General features: G+C 50.1%; 18 protein-coding genes and 1 pseudogene. 16 read left to right on the top strand and 3 right to left on the bottom strand.

Annotated elements, in window-relative coordinates:
• Positions 1-27 precede the first annotated feature (27 nt).
• From HMPREF2756_RS06890 to HMPREF2756_RS06835, 12 genes are all read left to right on the top strand, one after another.
• Entirely contained in the window at positions 28-729 is a 702-nt protein-coding gene (locus HMPREF2756_RS06890; protein WP_070619694.1) for a hypothetical protein, read from the top strand.
• Complete coding sequence (locus tag HMPREF2756_RS06885; RefSeq protein ID WP_070619691.1) at positions 716-1,453, top strand: uracil phosphoribosyltransferase; 738 nt, start codon at positions 716-718, stop codon at positions 1,451-1,453. The genes HMPREF2756_RS06890 and HMPREF2756_RS06885 overlap by 14 nt, the downstream gene beginning before the upstream one ends.
• Before the next feature lie 165 nt (positions 1,454-1,618).
• Positions 1,619-2,131 (top strand): LURP-one-related/scramblase family protein, encoded by a 513-nt coding sequence (locus HMPREF2756_RS06880; protein ID WP_070520301.1) that lies wholly within the window; start codon positions 1,619-1,621, stop codon positions 2,129-2,131.
• A 626-nt stretch (positions 2,132-2,757) separates the two neighbouring features.
• Positions 2,758-3,267, top strand: coding sequence for a peptidoglycan-binding domain-containing protein (locus HMPREF2756_RS06875; protein WP_070619689.1), 510 nt, complete (start codon positions 2,758-2,760; stop codon positions 3,265-3,267).
• Between the two features lie 117 nt (positions 3,268-3,384).
• A complete protein-coding gene (locus tag HMPREF2756_RS11610) occupies positions 3,385-4,008 on the top strand; it encodes a hypothetical protein (protein ID WP_070619686.1) in 624 nt (207 codons plus the stop codon).
• A 108-nt stretch (positions 4,009-4,116) separates the two neighbouring features.
• On the top strand, positions 4,117-4,623 hold the full coding sequence (locus tag HMPREF2756_RS06865; protein ID WP_070619683.1) for a peptidoglycan-binding domain-containing protein: 507 nt from the start codon (positions 4,117-4,119) through the stop codon (positions 4,621-4,623).
• An 88-nt stretch (positions 4,624-4,711) separates the two neighbouring features.
• On the top strand, positions 4,712-5,245 hold the full coding sequence (locus HMPREF2756_RS06860) for a chemotaxis protein CheA (protein ID WP_070619681.1): 534 nt from the start codon (positions 4,712-4,714) through the stop codon (positions 5,243-5,245).
• 62 nt (positions 5,246-5,307) lie between these two features.
• Positions 5,308-5,667: a hypothetical protein gene (locus HMPREF2756_RS06855; protein ID WP_246825877.1), complete on the top strand. Its 360-nt coding sequence runs from the start codon at positions 5,308-5,310 to the stop codon at positions 5,665-5,667.
• A gap of 110 nt (positions 5,668-5,777) precedes the next feature.
• Positions 5,778-6,248 carry a lysozyme family protein gene (locus HMPREF2756_RS06850; protein ID WP_070619679.1) on the top strand — a complete coding sequence of 157 codons (471 nt, stop codon included), beginning with the start codon at positions 5,778-5,780 and terminating at the stop codon, positions 6,246-6,248.
• 71 nt (positions 6,249-6,319) lie between these two features.
• Positions 6,320-6,832 (top strand): muramidase, encoded by a 513-nt coding sequence (locus HMPREF2756_RS06845; RefSeq protein WP_070619676.1) that lies wholly within the window; start codon positions 6,320-6,322, stop codon positions 6,830-6,832.
• Between the two features lie 70 nt (positions 6,833-6,902).
• Positions 6,903-7,406: a peptidoglycan binding domain-containing protein gene (locus tag HMPREF2756_RS06840; protein ID WP_070619673.1), complete on the top strand. Its 504-nt coding sequence runs from the start codon at positions 6,903-6,905 to the stop codon at positions 7,404-7,406.
• A 218-nt stretch (positions 7,407-7,624) separates the two neighbouring features.
• The gene (locus HMPREF2756_RS06835) at positions 7,625-8,206 is read left to right on the top strand and encodes a hypothetical protein (protein WP_070520316.1); all 582 of its coding nucleotides are present in this window, start codon (positions 7,625-7,627) and stop codon (positions 8,204-8,206) included.
• 206 nt (positions 8,207-8,412) lie between these two features.
• Here the strand turns inward: HMPREF2756_RS06835 and HMPREF2756_RS06830 are convergent, their stop codons facing one another.
• Both HMPREF2756_RS06830 and HMPREF2756_RS06825 read right to left on the bottom strand, forming a co-directional pair.
• Entirely contained in the window at positions 8,413-9,477 is a 1,065-nt protein-coding gene (locus tag HMPREF2756_RS06830) for an alcohol dehydrogenase catalytic domain-containing protein (RefSeq protein ID WP_048780002.1), read from the bottom strand.
• 389 nt (positions 9,478-9,866) lie between these two features.
• Positions 9,867-11,559 (bottom strand): annotated as a pseudogene (locus HMPREF2756_RS06825) (2-isopropylmalate synthase).
• A gap of 283 nt (positions 11,560-11,842) precedes the next feature.
• Between HMPREF2756_RS06825 and HMPREF2756_RS06820 the strand changes: the two are divergent.
• Positions 11,843-12,511: a FadR/GntR family transcriptional regulator gene (locus tag HMPREF2756_RS06820; RefSeq protein WP_070619769.1), complete on the top strand. Its 669-nt coding sequence runs from the start codon at positions 11,843-11,845 to the stop codon at positions 12,509-12,511.
• Positions 12,512-13,153: 642 nt separating this feature from the next.
• On the opposite strand, the gene HMPREF2756_RS06810 is transcribed toward HMPREF2756_RS06820, so the two are convergent.
• Positions 13,154-13,648 (bottom strand): SulP family inorganic anion transporter, encoded by a 495-nt coding sequence (locus tag HMPREF2756_RS06810; RefSeq protein ID WP_246825876.1) that lies wholly within the window; start codon positions 13,646-13,648, stop codon positions 13,154-13,156.
• Between the two features lie 29 nt (positions 13,649-13,677).
• Here HMPREF2756_RS06810 and HMPREF2756_RS06805 point away from each other — a divergent pair, with 29 nt between their 5' ends.
• The 3 genes from HMPREF2756_RS06805 to HMPREF2756_RS06800 all read left to right on the top strand — a co-directional run bounded on the left by HMPREF2756_RS06805 (position 13,678) and on the right by HMPREF2756_RS06800 (position 14,738).
• On the top strand, positions 13,678-13,920 hold the full coding sequence (locus tag HMPREF2756_RS06805) for an RHS repeat-associated core domain-containing protein (protein ID WP_070619668.1): 243 nt from the start codon (positions 13,678-13,680) through the stop codon (positions 13,918-13,920).
• A 64-nt stretch (positions 13,921-13,984) separates the two neighbouring features.
• A complete protein-coding gene (locus HMPREF2756_RS11200; protein ID WP_141747838.1) occupies positions 13,985-14,239 on the top strand; it encodes a hypothetical protein in 255 nt (84 codons plus the stop codon).
• 64 nt (positions 14,240-14,303) lie between these two features.
• Positions 14,304-14,738 (top strand): hypothetical protein, encoded by a 435-nt coding sequence (locus tag HMPREF2756_RS06800; protein WP_006889070.1) that lies wholly within the window; start codon positions 14,304-14,306, stop codon positions 14,736-14,738.
• The last annotated feature ends 609 nt before the right edge of the window (positions 14,739-15,347 follow it).

The raw sequence follows: 15,347 nt of genomic DNA, 5'->3' as shown, positions 1-15,347 counted from the left end.
CCCAGGCTATAAGCTTAGGGTGAAGCCATGACTATTGATGAGAACCTTCCAAAACCTGAGCATGGAACGGTCCAGGCTCAAGATATTCATGAGATAGAGAAAGAATCAGCGGCAGATTCGACTGAGGAGCAGAACTCGTTTCCTCCTGCTCTTATAGCTGTGCAGATTACAAGGACCCTCATTGAGGCCATATTAGCAATACCATGGATCCCTGGCGCTCTTGTTTTATTCTTTTTTTCATGGCCTTTTGGTTTGCATTTTGTTTTGCAGGCTGTGGCATGGTCACGGACAAAGAAAGAAACTCGGATCGCGTGGGTTATAGGAACTAATCTGTATAGTCTGCTGATTGTGTCGCCTTATGGGGCTATTTGTGCTACTCTTTTTATCCAATTGGCCTCTGACAGTGCACCAGGTTTAGAGGGTCAGGCGCTGCCTTGGGTATTAATTCCTCCTGCTTCTGAAGCTGTTATCAGCATCATCATGATCGTTGCGATGAGTGTGATCAAGAGGAACTCTCCGGATGATTTTCAGGACAAGGGAGTCACTGTCTCTAAACCTCGAATATATGACGATGCTCTACACGGTTCTCAGGGAAGGGTACACGAGTTGGGTGATGAATCAGAATCCTTGAAGAAGAATCATGAAGATCCGATTGTAGAAGTTCCTTGGCAGCACGTTAACGTTAGGTCCCAGAAGAAAGATAAGGGCGAACACCATGAGCACCGATAAGAATTTTTCAACCTCCGAGAACAATGACCCGCAGCCTCCCGTGGAAAAGCAAAGTGCATCGAATAATCCGGAGAATTCCCAACAAGAGCCAAAATATACACAGCTGTATGGCTTAGAAGGTGCCGACGGTAAGATGTCCCAGGCATCCCCGGGGTCTCATGGTGCTGAGGGAAAGGAAGAGCCTCATAAACGCATATCACAACAGTTTGATATAGACCCCAACACCCGCGAGCCTCTTCTCATCGCACAGGCTATCAAGAATATTCTAATTATTATTCCTGCGCTTATCATACCGGTTTTTCTTGTCGGTGGATTTATTTTCGGTTTGATTCATAAGATTGATAATATTTCCCTGACTATCATAACTATTTTAATCATTATTGCACTGCCCTATATAGTTCACGTTATCTTGCAGGTTGTCGCGTTTATGCGGTTTAGGAAATCAGTCAAGTTTCGGTGGATACGAGGTGTCAATATTTACGGCCTTATTGTTGCCCCGATCTCCGAGGTTACCTATGTGCCGTTTATGCTAGAGCGGATTCTTAGGTCATATTCATCTACCGAGAGCTCTCTTGCAATAGTGGGGGTTATGGTAGCCCTTTACGAAGTTATTTTGGGCATCTTAATGATTATTGTCACGACAAATAGTATTAAAAAGACAGACAAATCTTCAGAACAAAAGCAGCATGAGGTATCCGAAGGGGTGCCTGATGAATCGCTCTAGAATCCTTTTGCCTTCGGCTGCACTTGGCGATTCCACGCCCAAAATCCCGTTCCGTAAATTCCTTTTGGGTACACGCGTAAGGTGAAGACAAGTCGTCGTTAAGAGCATACGCGGTGCTATGGTTGAGCTACCAACGACACCACCGAAACACATAGAGAGGAGAGCATGATGCGGCAGCTTTACGCGGCGCAGAAAATCTTCAAAATTACCGACCACTATGTCGTCACCGACGAAGGCGGGTACACGGTATATCAGGTTGATGAGAACTACCGGGTTCTTGGCAAAAACATGAATGTGACGAACGTTGAGACCGGCGTGCAGTTCACGCTGGAGCGGCAGCTTGGGCTCGGTACCGTTTTCAATGTTGGCTTTTCCACCGGCGACCAGCTGCATATGCGCAAACGGTTTAAACTCGCGGGGCTCAACATAGAGGCCTACCTCAACCAGACTCCGCTTCAGATCGGGGGTAGTTTCTGGGAAGGTAACTTTGAGATTGTTCTTGAAGGAGGTATCGTCGCCGCTATTCACAAGCCTAGGTTTAAGATGCGCGACAAATATCAGATCACTGTGTACGACCAGCGTTTTCAAGACGTTGCTATTGCAGTTCTCATCGTTGTTGATTATCTATCTGATCAGCGGCAGAAGAACAGGCCTAGAATTAGTTTTCACGGATCCTAAAGTCCCTATGAGTCAGGTTTGATGAGGCGCGAGCAGATAGTATTTTGGCGAGCAGATAGCAATCCGTTATCTGCTCGCCACAATACTATCTGCTCGCGGGGATTAAAGCGTGGTTATAGAGATTTCCTTCTTGAAATGCCTAAGTAAAAATATTTAAAGAATGAAGTGTTTATAAAAACTTATGAAGCGTGGTGTTATATTTTTATGTGACATGCCCGAATAAGAAATATGACATTTAAAAGTTTTGAACAATGACCACTCTGATATAGAGCATAAAATACATGAACTTCTGTCTTGCGCGATGCAGCAAAACAGCCTTAAAGGGTTGAAAACTCGCCCGTGTAGCTTCTACGGTAGGGGCAGAGGTGTTCAGGAAAGTACTGCACAGTAAATGCATTATATGAGGTGACCAAAAATCACTTTGAGATGTGTTGCTGGTATGCAGCTCTTGCAGATATATTCTGAGCACCCTAAATAAAATCCTCGCTCCGGAAGAGGAAATGTCATAAAACCTGCGCCTTCTTTTATGAGGCGTTCACAGATAGTACGCAATCAGCAACGCTTTTTGTAGCTCTACAGTGGCGAGTGCGCGTATCCAACCACCATGTGAAAGGAAGATAAGTAACATGACTCTCGAAAATCCCGGACTTTCCCGCCGTAAGCTGTTGCGTACTACCGCCATTGGTGTACCTGCTGCGGGTCTACTCGCTGTCGGCTCGACCCTCGTGACCGCACCGAGCGCTAATGCCGTTGATGTTGACGGCTACTGGGGGTCGGGAACCTCATTAGGATTTCAGCAGTTTATGAATACTGTCAGGAGCTCTGGTTTAACGGCTGATGGCGTAATCAGCTCACAGCCCTCAAGCTTTGCCCCTTCCTGCTCCGGCATCGTCGGTGGCTGGGAGTGGGTGGAGGACTCTCAGGCATCTGGTTCCCCAGCAATTGTGGAGATGCAGAACTGGTTGGGTGTAAGCGCAGATGGATTATTTGGTGCTGAGACCGTGAGTGCTTTACAGGCCCACTACGGTTTAACGGTTGACGGGACACTGGACGGACCTTCGCCTACAATTCAGGCTCTGCAGAACGAGATAAACCAGTACGTCAGCGACTATATAAAAAATTTGTTCAAAGCATAGCAACGTACACGTCGATATCGCACTCGTTGGGGCGGAGGTTGATACCGTTGCTCCGCCCCAACGAGGCTTTTTAACTTCCTGCACCTGAAAAAATACACGCAAAGGAGAAAATTCCTGATGACTCTTGAAAATCCCGGGCTTTCTCGCCGTAAGCTGTTGCGTACTACCGCTATTGGCGTTCCTGCTGCTGGTCTGCTCGCTTTTGGTTCAACCCTCGTGACCGCAACGAGCGCAAATGCTGTTGAAGTTGACGGCATCTGGGGTGAAGGAACAACAGTTGCGCTTCAGCAATTCCTAAACCAGGCACTTGGGGCTGGTCTTGAAGTAGATGGGCTGATCGGCAGTCAGCCTGCCTCTGCACAGGAAGAATTGGCTGTTTTTGGATCCGGTTGGGACTGGGTCTCGGATAGTGATGCTTCCGGGTCTGCAACTATCACCGCTATGCAGAACTGGCTGGGGGTCTCAGCGGATGGTCTGATAGGTCGGCAGACGTTCTCTGCTCTGGGCAGTTACGAGGATCCGGAACTTGGTCGGGAAATAGACGAGCTAAACCGTGAGTTGGGTGAGCTTGGCCGATTTGTTGAGGGAGTCGGCGAAGACGTGCAGCGTGAATACGAAGAAATTAAAAATAAGCTGAAAGAACTCTACGAAGAAGTTATCCGTAAGTTGCAGCGCATGCTCGATAAATTATCAGGTAAACCTGATCCTGAAGCGCGTAAATGGTTTGAAGAGCATCGATAAAAGTTCTCGCGGTACTTGGACGGGGCATGTTTCCACATAAGAATCCTGCCCCGACAAGGCTTTTTCTAACTTCTTGTGCCTGAAAGTATGCGAAGGAGGGTATCCACTATGCCGAATGAACATTCTGGTATTTCGCGTCGTCGTTTGCTGCGCACCGCATCCATAGGTGTTCCCGCCGCAGGCGTTCTGGCGCTGGGGTCTAGCATCGTCAGCATCCCGGCTGCTCAGTCGCTTGAGGTTGATGGTTATTGGGGTTCTGAGACAACCTCGCAGCTTCAAAAGTTTTTCTTCAAAATCTTTGCGCAGGAACTCGGTCAGCCCACATACGGGTATGAAGACGGTGTTGTGAAATATCAGCCTGCATCGCAGCAGTCTGCCAATCCTGGGCTGGGCAGCGGATGGCAGTGGGAATCCGATGGGGGAGCGCAAGGCTACGACTTCACCATCTATTACCTGCAGCGTTGGCTGGGCGGTGTGGAAGCTGACGGCACGATTGGTCCCAACACTATCAAAGCCTTACAAAATCACTACGGTCTCACGGCAGATGGTCGCTTGGATGGACCTTCAGAGACTGTCAAGGCTTTGCAGAACGAGATTAGCCAGTACGTCGGTTAGGTTTGCTCTACGTGAGACTTGATGATGCGTGAAAAGCACGTTGGTGCTTCTCGGCGGACATATATTTTCATCCTGAAGGAGGATAAAAATGACGAACGAACATTCTGGTATTTCTCGTCGCGGGCTGATGCGTGCCGCCGCTGTAGGCGTGCCCGCTGCGAGTTTGCTGGCTTTCGGCTCCACTCTGGTGACCGCAACAAGTGCGAGTGCGGTTAGCGTTGATGGTTACTGGGGCGAGGAAACCTCTGCAGGGCTCCAACGCTTTATGAATGCCGTGCGTGGGGCCGGGTTGTCGGTGGATGGAGTTATTAGTTCTCAGCCATCAAGTATGGCTCCATCCTGCTCGGGTATCGTCAGCGGTTGGGAATGGGTCGATGATGCACAGGCCTCTGGTTCCCCAACCATGCTGGCCATGTATCAGTGGCTAGGATCCGGAACTAGCTCGCAAAATATTTTCCTCAAAGTCCAGAGCTGGGGTGCGAATGTAACTGGCTACAGCATCACAGGCGTTCATATCAAGCTTTTACAAGAGCATTATGGCCTGACGGCGGATGGAACTTTAGATAGTCCATCACCGACTATTGAGGCTTTGCAGAACGAGATTAGCCAGTACGTCGGTTAAAACCCGTTATTGCTCTTTCACCAGTTAGTGCACAGTCCTTATTGAACTATTTAGGAGAAAAAATGATACTTCGTAAGTCTGATCGTCCTCGCCGTAAGTTGATGCGCGTCACCTCGCTCGTGGCTCCCATTGTGGGCGCTTTGTTAGCGCTTGGCTTTATGACGGCTCCGGCGGCGAATGCAGCGATTGCTGATAACTCGACAGGCGCAATGCAAGCAGAATCTGAGAAGCTTCATCAAGAAGCCCAGGAAGCTACAGATCTAGCAAATAAGTTTGACCAGGATAACATCGCGATTAATGATTCTGCCGCTGAGGATCTGCGTGATGCTGCGCAGAAGGCTGAAGCGATGGCTCAAGAACGAGACCAGGCAGTTCAGGCTGTTGAAGATGCTGATCGTGCCGCCGCCAGCCTCTTTGAATAAATAATTCGCAACTAAGTTGTCTGAGGAAGTGAGATTGGGGCTTATGAAATTTTGACTGGTGCCAAGATCGCTTCAAACCTTTTATAAGCCTTAGTTGAGAAAGGAATAGTATGACTCTCAAAAATCCTGGACTTTCCCGCCGTAAGCTGTTGCGTACTACCGCCATTGGCGTACCCGCTGCGGGTATGCTCGCCTTCGGCTCGACCTTGGTAACCGCGACGAGTGCGAATGCGCTTGAGGTTGATGGTTACTGGGGAAGTGAAACTACACGTATGTATCAGAGGCTCGCTGAGCTTGCGGTGGTAGACGGTATCGTCTCAAGTCAGCCTGCATCTCAGGCGAGTGCTAACCCCGGGCTGACGAGTGGCTGGGGCTGGGTCTCTGATGATGCCGCCTCCGGTTCAGAAACTATCAAGCATCTTCAGCGCATGCTCAAAGTGACCCAGGATGGGCTCATGGGCTCGCAGACTATCTCTGCGCTTCAGGCGCGTTATCACCTCCCTCAGGACGGGGTATTGAGCGAAGAGTCTCCCACCATTAAGAAGCTTCAGTCCGAGCTTATCGTGGTTACCTATGACTAATTCAACATACTGAAAATACATCGGTTACCCGATTTTTCTCCGCAATTTCTAGATATGTGAGGAGGATAAAAATGATGAACGAAAATTCTGGTCTTTCCCGCCGTAAGCTGTTGCGTACCACCGCTATTGGTGTGCCCGCTGCGGGTATGCTCGCCTTTGGCTCGACCTTGGTGACCGCGACGAGTGCGAATGCGCTTGAGGTTGATGGTTACTGGGGCTCCGAAACGACGGTTGAGCTGCAGAAGCGTCTCAACAGCATAAATGCCCCAGCCTTTGAAACTGGGCATCCCGTGCTTTCCCACGACGGACAGATCGATAGTCAGCCCGCATCCCAGTCAAGTGCTAATCCCGGTTTGACGAGCGGTTGGCAGTGGGTTTCTGACGATGCCGCATCCGGCTCAGGCACCATCAAAGATTTGCAGCAGTTTCTGAAAGTGGAAATAGGCGCTCGCGATGGTCTGATCGGACCCTCTACAATCAGTGCCCTGCAGACTTGGCTTGGGCAAACTGCAGACGGGGTTCTCGATGGTCCCTCGCCAACGATCGAAGCTCTGCAAAACTACCTGAACTCTCATTCTCGTTAAAAGATAAGTTATCGCGAAAATGGCGTGACATGTTCTCACCTCGTATGTGGTGATGTGAAGGAGGAATACTATGACTCTCGAAAATACCGGACTTTCCCGCCGTAAGCTGTTGCGTACCACCGCTATTGGTGTTCCCGCTGCGGGTATGCTCGCCTTCGGTTCGACCCTCGTGACTGCCCCGGCAGCAAATGCTCTTACAGATGATGGGTACTGGGGCTCAGAAACAACGGTTGAGCTGCAGAAGCGTCTCAACAGCATAGCTGCCGTAAACTCTGCCATTGAGGGCGGTCTTTCCCTCGATGGGCAGATCGACAGTCAGCTCGCATCCCAGTCAAGTGCTAATCCCGGTTTGACGAGCGGTTGGCAGTGGGTTTCTGACGATGCCGCATCCGGCTCAGACACCATCAAAGATTTGCAGCGCTGGCTCGGGGTGGGTGCTGATGGTTTGATCGGACCCTCTACAATCAGTGCTCTGCAGAGCTGGTTGGGCCAAACCGCAGACGGGGTTCTTGACGGTCCCTCACCGACCATTGTCGTGTTTCAGCGCAAGCTTATTGAAGGTAACTACTCTTAAGGCGTGAGAACCTACACAGCACACAGTCTGTAACCTGCTCGACAACACGGTAGTGCATAACCGTACCCTGACTAAAAAACGTGTTCAGGTGAGTTACGGTTAAAAACTACCAACCGGTTTACCGGTTTCGCATCATGAGGTGCGGCGTTGGCGCTTATCCTAATTGCGCTGACTCTGCACCTCATGGTGTTTTAACACCGCATAAATAAGGAGGACATATGACTGAACTGGGTACCTCACGCCGCCGATTCCTGCGCGCAGCCGCTGTTGGCATTCCCGCTGCGGGCGCGCTCGCGGTTGGTTCGACTCTGACCGCTCCGGCTGCGAACGCCGCGCAGGCTTCGTCAACCCCGTCGAATCAGAACCAGAACCCCGAAGCTCAAGGCGCGGCAACCAACGCGCAGTACCTCAGCGAGAAGGCGAAGAACTTCCATATTCTGCTTGATATGTACAAACAGGCTGGCGACGCGGTAGACGCAACCCAGCTGACCCAGGAGGCGCAGCGCATCCGGGGTGCGGCGGACGAATCAAACAGCCCGTTCCCCAGCAGGCCCGTCTCGTGGGCTGGTGTTCAGCTGGAACGGGACAGGATGCAGCTTGCCGCCAAGATCAACTACGCCGCCATGCGTGCCGAAGAGTTAGCCGATGAGCGTACCCGCGCTGGCGGGGGAGTGCCGCAAGGTCGGGATGCGGTGCGCCAAGCTGCACAGAGGCGCGTGATCTATCGTGTGCTCAGCAGCGCATCCCGAGACACTGATGCGCTGGTGACCAAGCTCGAAAACCTGGCGAAGGGTCGGTAAAGCAACGCTCGTCGTGAGCAGATTCCTGCATAAAAAGGCTCTTTATTCCAATAAAGATGGGGAAAACCCGCTTTATTGGACTAAAGAGCCTTTTTACAGTGCGCAACCCCCGGTAAACATGGCTGGCTCCGGGAAAGAGAGCGAAAGGAACCCCTCCGGGAAGGACGGTAAAGAACCCGGAGGGGTTAGCTTAGGGGGCTTACACCCTACTTCTTAATCGGTTCGCGCGAGATAACAACCTTCACCGCATTATGTTCGGCGGCATTTGCGAACAGGTCGTATGCCTCCTCGAACTGGTCGAAGGTGAAATAGTGGGTTGCCATCGCCTTTGCGTTCAGGCGGCCCGAACGCACCATATTCAGCAGGTTGCCCACGGTGTTGCAGTTCACCAGACCCATGTTGATGTTTACGTTCGAGATCCACATGGTGTTAATCGGCAGCTCTACCGGCTTGCCGTGCACACCCGCGTTCGCAACGTTGCCGTAGGGGCGAACGATCTTGGTGCAGGTCTCGAAGGTCTGCGGCACGCCCACAGCCTCAATCGCCACATCCACGCCCAAACCATCGGGGGAGAGGGCCTTAATCTTCTCGATAAAGTCTGGATCGGCGGCGTTTACCTTATCGGTTGCCCCCAGTTCCAGCGCCTTGTTCATGCGGTTATCGTCCATATCGACGGTAATCACACGCCCGGCACCGCACAGGTTCGCCGTCATAATTGCGCCCAGACCCACCGGACCTGCGCCGATAACAGCCACCGTATCGCCCGGCTTGGTGTTGCCGTTGAGAATACCCATCTCGAAACCGGTCGGAAGCGCATCCGTGAGGAAGAGAACATCTTCGTCGGTCAGTCCCTCGGGAACCATGTGAACCGACGTCTCAGCGTAAGGAATGCGCACATACTCAGCCTGGGTGCCGTCAATCATGTACCCGAAAATCCAGCCGACACCGCCCACGGTCTGGCAGTGCGAAGGCTTATTGTCCTTACAGTATGAGCACTTGCCGCAGTTCGTGACCGCCGGAATAATGATGCGGTCGCCAACCTTCAAATCGGTGACCGCAGAGCCGACTTCGGTAATCGTGCCGATAGCCTCGTGGCCCAGGATGCGCCCTTCTTCAACCTCGGGAACGTCACCCTTAAGGATGTGCAGGTCGGTGCCGCAGATGGTGGTGGTATCAACGCGAGCAATGACGTCGGTGGGTTCAAGGATGGTGGCGTCTGGAACTTCTTCCCAAGCTCGCTTGCCTGGACCGTGGTAAACAACTGCCTTCATGGTGACTCCTAACTGAGATTTTATGAGGGGCTGTAGCTACAGCATCATCGCTTATAGTCTCAACCTATCAAGAGTTCTTTATAGGTTGTACCTTCATTAAACCGGAAAAATCCATAACTTCCTAGATGTTACGCAGATTACATTTAAGGTTATGGTGACTGTAAGAATGGCAGGCTTATGCGCGATGCGCTCTATACCGCGAGCAGGTGGTTTTTGGTACGAGCAGGTAAGATTTCCCTACCTGCTCGTACCAAAAAACCACCTGCTCGCGTACATGCACGAGGGGGGCGATACCGCACGGTACCGCGCCTCATAGCTTAGATACTCGCGCTATGGCCCACCTTAAGTCAGCTTAGAATGGATTATTATTTTTTCTCGAACAATTACTGTTACTGGGATAGAACCATGTTGGCAGCCGTAACAACCGCATTCAGGTTAGCACTAAGAACAGATTGATCGATTCCTGCAGCCCAGCCGGACCCATTAACATGCCGGAATTCTATTAGTGTGAGCGCCTCGCTATCGTTACCAGAGCCGATGCTTGACTGCTTAAGGTCTAACACTTCTAGTTCAATGCCAGCGCTGAGTAACGATGCGGTAAGGGCTTGTATAGGACCCATATCTTCATGAGTACATATACTTTTCTTACCGTCAACCAACAAATGAATCTCTGTGCGGGCTGATCCTTCGGACTCATAAGATTTTGAGCTCAGCAGAACTACGCGCTGAGAAGTCGGCATTACGTATATGTCTTGGAAGGTCTGCCATATTTCGGATGCGGTTATTTCGACACCGGTTGTATCGGTATGCTGCTGTACGCGGCGAGCTAGGTCGATTTGAAGGCGACGGGGTAATTCGACTCCGTACTCGGTTTCTAGTAGGTATGCAATACCGCCTTTACCAGACTGCGAGTTTACACGGATAACAGCGTCGTAGTTCCTCCCAATATCTGCTGGATCTATTGGCAGATAGGGTACTTGCCAAGCAATTTCCGACTCATGAAGCCCCTCTGCTGCGGCTTGAGCGCGATGCGCTGCAAAGCCCTTCTTGATTGCATCTTGGTGCGTACCACTAAACGCTGTATGCACGAGGTCGCCAACATATGGGTGCCGAGGGTGTACCTCAATTCGGTTACAATATTCTACGGTACGGCGGATTTCGTCTATGTCGGAGAAATCGATCATCGGATCGATACCTTGAGCATGTAGATTTAGAGCAAGTGTAGCTATATCGACGTTACCGGTACGTTCTCCGTTGCCAAAAATACATCCCTCCACTCGTTGTGCACCCGCGAGGATGGCTAGTTCCGCGCAAGCTATGCCAGTTCCACGGTCGTTATGTGGATGCACCGATAGAATAACCGAGTCTCGGCGTTCCAAATGTTTGTGCATATATTCGATTTGGTCAGCATATACGTTTGGGCTGGCTATCTCTACCGTTGCTGGGAGGTTCAGGATGACGGGGCGGTCGGGAGTAGCTTGCCACAGCTCAGTTACGGTATTGCAGATATCGATTACATAGTCTGGTTCAGTTAGATTGAATACCTCAGGACTGAATTCGAAGCGTACATTCGGCATATTATGGGCAAGTTCCATAATGTCGCGTGCACCTGTGATAATGAGTTCTTTTAGTGACGCCTGATCGTGCCCAAGTACTGTGTTGCGCCAGACAGGCGCGGTCGCGGTGTACATGTGAATGACTATCGGATTGGTAATACCTTTGATTGATGATACTGTACGCTCAATAAGGTCGTGCCGTGCTGGGGTAAATACTACGATTGTCACATCGTCGGGTGCGATATCAGTGTCGGCGATGAGGCGTACGAAATCGTAGTCAGTTTGTGAAGCTGAGGGGTATCCAACCTCGATCTCTTTGTAGCCCATCGCAACTAGAAGCTCAAAAAAACGCTTTTTACGAGCTGGGTCCCATTGGCTCAGCAAGCGCTTGATTTCCATCACGCAGATCAACTGGCACCCATAGAGGCGCTGTTGTGAGTTGTTTGCTTGGCCATTCCCGTTTATTGTAAGAGGAGAGAGGAACATCCACACGTGAATAAACGTCGGTATAACGGTGGGAGGGCATCTGTGAGTGCCGTTGACGATTCCATGTTGGTGCGTTAGGAGGAATCGACCCTGAGGGGGTAGAGATAGTCGGGAAGTCAGTTCCTCGAAGTGTAAACGTCATGATGGTTTGGTGTCCTTTATCTTCTAATGCTACAACCGGCATAGCATTTACACCACGGTGGGTTGCCGGTCTGGCTATACCCCGCCGTGGCAGAATAGGAGAAGAGTTTTGAACATGGACATGGGTAAATTCTAACACAACACTTCAGACAAGTAGAAGAGCTGTAATTGATGGGATGCAGATGTCTCAAATACAACGTACACCATTAGCTGATCAGGCTGCTGAACTGCTTATGAACCGTATCAGAGCCGGAGAGTGGGGTCTCGGTGCCAAATTGCCAGGAGAGATGACACTGGCATTACAACTTGGTGTCGGTCGTTCAACCGTACGCGAGGCTATTCGCCAACTGGCGGGTAGAGGTGTATTGTCATCTCGGCAAGGCGCGGGAGTTTTTGTGACTGCTCTTGAAGTTCCAGAGTCATGGAGGACGGTGGTTAGTCGTGCCGATATTATCTCTGTTATTGATGCTCGGTTAGCTATAGAAACGGCATCTGCTAGTCTTGCTGCTGAAAAGCGTAGCGAAGCAGATATTGCGGCAATCAAAGCAGCTCTGGAACATCGAAAACTAGAGTCAGAGATTATCGATAATTATGTTGATGCTGATATGGCTTTTCATCGTGCCATTATTGTTGCCACAAAAAATCCGATTCTTCTTGATTTATTTGATGGCTTTACGGCTCGTCTGCGGGAAGCCATGGTTGCGATGCTCAAGATTGTAGGGAATAGCGGATCTGAAGAAGATCACGATATTCATGCACGGCTGTTTACCGCTATTGAGAAGCGGGACGTAGAAACTGCCGCTAGTCTTAGTCGGTCACATCTACAATCGCTCAAGGACTGGCTCATATGAAGGTCAATATATGATATTCCAGCAAGTGAGATTTTTAAATCTCACTACATAATGTGCTCATCCATCCCCCAATAACGATCCATCTTCTTATGTTGGACATCATATTCGCCATATTTATGCAGATCGGGACGTTATAGATGATTTTCTAGGGCGTTGGGGTGAAGATTCTCCAATTATTAATTTTCGAGCAGACTTCCTTAATAACGGCAACCGAGTTCCAGTGGTTATCTTCTCTACAGCCAACGTTGTTGATGGTACGCTAGTGAATACGCGTTGTTTTGTATTTCCAGATGATCAACCTGACCGTAAGCGTGATCAGATCAATGCGCTTGATTTAGCTTTCTGACTGACAAGTAGTACGTGTTTTTGTGCTGTATAGTTAGGGCAGTGAGGAGCCCGTACTGGTAGGTCTGGGTGCCTCACGGCGATGGCGTTTATAAACTAGATTTACCAGTTGATAACGTCTACTAGGCTAGCAATCGCCCGGATCACGCGTGCTAGTGCATTTAAGACACGCGCGATGTCACGGGCGATTTTGTGTTTAAACGCGAGCAGGTAGTATTTTCCTACCTGCTCGGCCAAAAACCACCTGCTCGCGTACATACACGAGGGGGCGATACCGCACAGATACCGCCTCATAGCTTAGATACTTGCGCTATGACCCACCTTCACGTGGCTGTGACGATCACGCTCAGCATCGTGATAATCCGACTTGAAGCCCTTGAGCACCACCTCAATATCGTTTTCCTTCGCATAAACATTGGAGAAGTCCTCAATCAGCTCCAGCACATCGCTGGCGATATACGAAGAGTTCTCGGCATTGATCGTGACCTTCGAGCCGGGGCGAATATTCTTCAGCGTCTTCTTAATAGCCGCCTTGTTCAGGAACGACACCTCTTCCGCCAAATCCAGCGTAATTTCGTCGGCCTCCGCAAGCTCCTCACGGCTGAGGTAGTATGCACGCTTCATATTGCCCTGCAGCACGAAGAAGATACTGATCGCCAGACCAATACCCACGCCTTCCAGCAGGTCAAGGGCAACCACGGCCACCAGCGTGGCGGCAAACGGAATGAACTGGTAAAGACCCTTACGCCAGAAGTGGAAGATGGTCTTCGGATTCGCCAGCTTATAACCCACCACCAGAAGCACGGCGGCAAGGGTCGGGTGTGGATTCCCCGGTATTGTTTGCTGGTCAGTATGAGGATCAAGAGTCTGGGTGGGGGTATAACCGGTTTAGGTTTTATGATCCTGCCGGTGGTGTGTATGGTGCCCAGGATCCGTTGGGTGTGGGGCCGAATGTGGGGACTGCGCAGGGGTATGTCGCTAATCCTTTGACATGGGTTGATGCGCTAGGATTGAAAGCGCACCCATTCACTGATGCTATCAGAAACTCCACAGACGATTTGTAACAAAAAGTTGTTGGGGTAATGAGACAACGCAGGTGATGGTGCTCGACGTTATGGTGCACTTGCTGTGGCTGAAGTCACTGACAGTGCAGGAAACAAAACAATCCTTGCAGCCTCCAATGGTCGTGATGGAGCGATCTTGCGTAATGATATACGTCGGCATCTGCCAGATGATGTTGTTGCAGTGAGAAGCCAAATAACAGAAGGGGTGGTTGGAAGAAACACTCATGCTGAAGAGCCACTAGTTAATTATTGCAAAGCCAATAATTTGTCGATTAATAAGTTGGCTGCATCACGTGGTGTGTGTAAAGACGTCTGTTAATCATTGGTGGAAAATATAAATGTTGTTACCCCACTCGTGGGGGCAATGTAAGGAGAAGAATAAGATGAGTGTATATCGTGATCAGTTGGGCGAACGCTCCAACAATCTCATCAATGAGCTTTTGGCAAAAGGGCTTGGTCTGGCATTTTATAAAGGCAAATGCTTGGAGATCCTTGATGTGACTGGATGGGATGCAAAAGATGTTTATGAGTTTGTCGAACATTTGACTCTGGCTGATGCCGAAACTGCTGATAAATTTCAGGAGAGTGAGCAGTTGATGGCTAAGTATTCTGACCAGCTTGATGAGATGGAGGCAAACCAAGATCCTAATTCAGGTAAGGTATTGGAGGTGCAGACAATTGCCTTGGCAACCTATCTGATGTTAGAAGAGCCAGATAAAGAACAACGTGTACCAGTGGGTCTGGAGGCGCTGATTAATAGTGATTATCCAGAGCCTAAGCTCTGTGACGACATTGAAGCATTTCTTCAAAAACATTAGCATCCGCTAAGGTTGCTGATTATATGTTGCAACTTTTGGCTATACTAACACTAGGGTTTTCTCACCAGGATTGCCAATCAGGATCATAATGCAGCGACATCAGCACCACAACACTTCTTACTATCTTTGTAATTGTTGTCGGACACAGGCTTACGTGTTTTAAAGCCTTGTAGTGTTTTAATGCTGCATCTCCCCTCAGTAGGCGCTCTGATGCTGGTAATAATGTCCCTGGCGGTCTTGTCATCAGGGTTTGGGCTGGTTATCCTTCGGTGAGGTCTTTATCCTAGGGTCTGCTCCTTGGTAGCTTTATGTCAGCAAAAATCCACAGCCACCAGTGTGGGTGACTTGTCTGGTGGTAACACCGTCGGTGTGGATGAGCGTGCCATCTAGACATAAAATCAGCTCACCTGCTTTTTCCTAAAAGGACTTATGCGCCAAGTATCTTATCTCAAGGGTGCCGAGGAAAAACACCGGGTTTTGCACGTATTTCTTCTTCAGAAAAATGCGCTCGCAGGGTGTTTGACGTGTGTCTGAGCCGTACGCTTCGCATCATGCTCTTATGTTGCCGTATGATACGCGCATCATACTATTTTTGAGGATGATGCCACG

It is taken from the genome of Rothia sp. HMSC067H10, from assembly GCF_001810635.1.
Taxonomy (GTDB): domain Bacteria; phylum Actinomycetota; class Actinomycetes; order Actinomycetales; family Micrococcaceae; genus Rothia; species Rothia dentocariosa.
Note: the sequence above shows the minus strand (reverse complement) of the source record. Positions and strands in the feature narration are given on the sequence as shown.

What these genes read in the sequence shown, in the direction of transcription:
- HMPREF2756_RS06890 (WP_070619694.1), top strand. Translation starts at nt 28, where the DNA reads ATGACTATTGATGAGAACCTTCCAAAACCTGAGCATGGAACGGTCCAG.
- HMPREF2756_RS06885 (WP_070619691.1), top strand. Translation starts at nt 716, where the DNA reads ATGAGCACCGATAAGAATTTTTCAACCTCCGAGAACAATGACCCGCAG.
- HMPREF2756_RS06880 (WP_070520301.1), top strand. Translation starts at nt 1,619, where the DNA reads ATGATGCGGCAGCTTTACGCGGCGCAGAAAATCTTCAAAATTACCGAC.
- HMPREF2756_RS06875 (WP_070619689.1), top strand. Translation starts at nt 2,758, where the DNA reads ATGACTCTCGAAAATCCCGGACTTTCCCGCCGTAAGCTGTTGCGTACT.
- HMPREF2756_RS11610 (WP_070619686.1), top strand. Translation starts at nt 3,385, where the DNA reads ATGACTCTTGAAAATCCCGGGCTTTCTCGCCGTAAGCTGTTGCGTACT.
- HMPREF2756_RS06865 (WP_070619683.1), top strand. Translation starts at nt 4,117, where the DNA reads ATGCCGAATGAACATTCTGGTATTTCGCGTCGTCGTTTGCTGCGCACC.
- HMPREF2756_RS06860 (WP_070619681.1), top strand. Translation starts at nt 4,712, where the DNA reads ATGACGAACGAACATTCTGGTATTTCTCGTCGCGGGCTGATGCGTGCC.
- HMPREF2756_RS06855 (WP_246825877.1), top strand. Translation starts at nt 5,308, where the DNA reads ATGATACTTCGTAAGTCTGATCGTCCTCGCCGTAAGTTGATGCGCGTC.
- HMPREF2756_RS06850 (WP_070619679.1), top strand. Translation starts at nt 5,778, where the DNA reads ATGACTCTCAAAAATCCTGGACTTTCCCGCCGTAAGCTGTTGCGTACT.
- HMPREF2756_RS06845 (WP_070619676.1), top strand. Translation starts at nt 6,320, where the DNA reads ATGATGAACGAAAATTCTGGTCTTTCCCGCCGTAAGCTGTTGCGTACC.
- HMPREF2756_RS06840 (WP_070619673.1), top strand. Translation starts at nt 6,903, where the DNA reads ATGACTCTCGAAAATACCGGACTTTCCCGCCGTAAGCTGTTGCGTACC.
- HMPREF2756_RS06835 (WP_070520316.1), top strand. Translation starts at nt 7,625, where the DNA reads ATGACTGAACTGGGTACCTCACGCCGCCGATTCCTGCGCGCAGCCGCT.
- HMPREF2756_RS06830 (WP_048780002.1), bottom strand. Translation starts at nt 9,477, where the DNA reads ATGAAGGCAGTTGTTTACCACGGTCCAGGCAAGCGAGCTTGGGAAGAA.
- HMPREF2756_RS06820 (WP_070619769.1), top strand. Translation starts at nt 11,843, where the DNA reads ATGTCTCAAATACAACGTACACCATTAGCTGATCAGGCTGCTGAACTG.
- HMPREF2756_RS06800 (WP_006889070.1), top strand. Translation starts at nt 14,304, where the DNA reads ATGAGTGTATATCGTGATCAGTTGGGCGAACGCTCCAACAATCTCATC.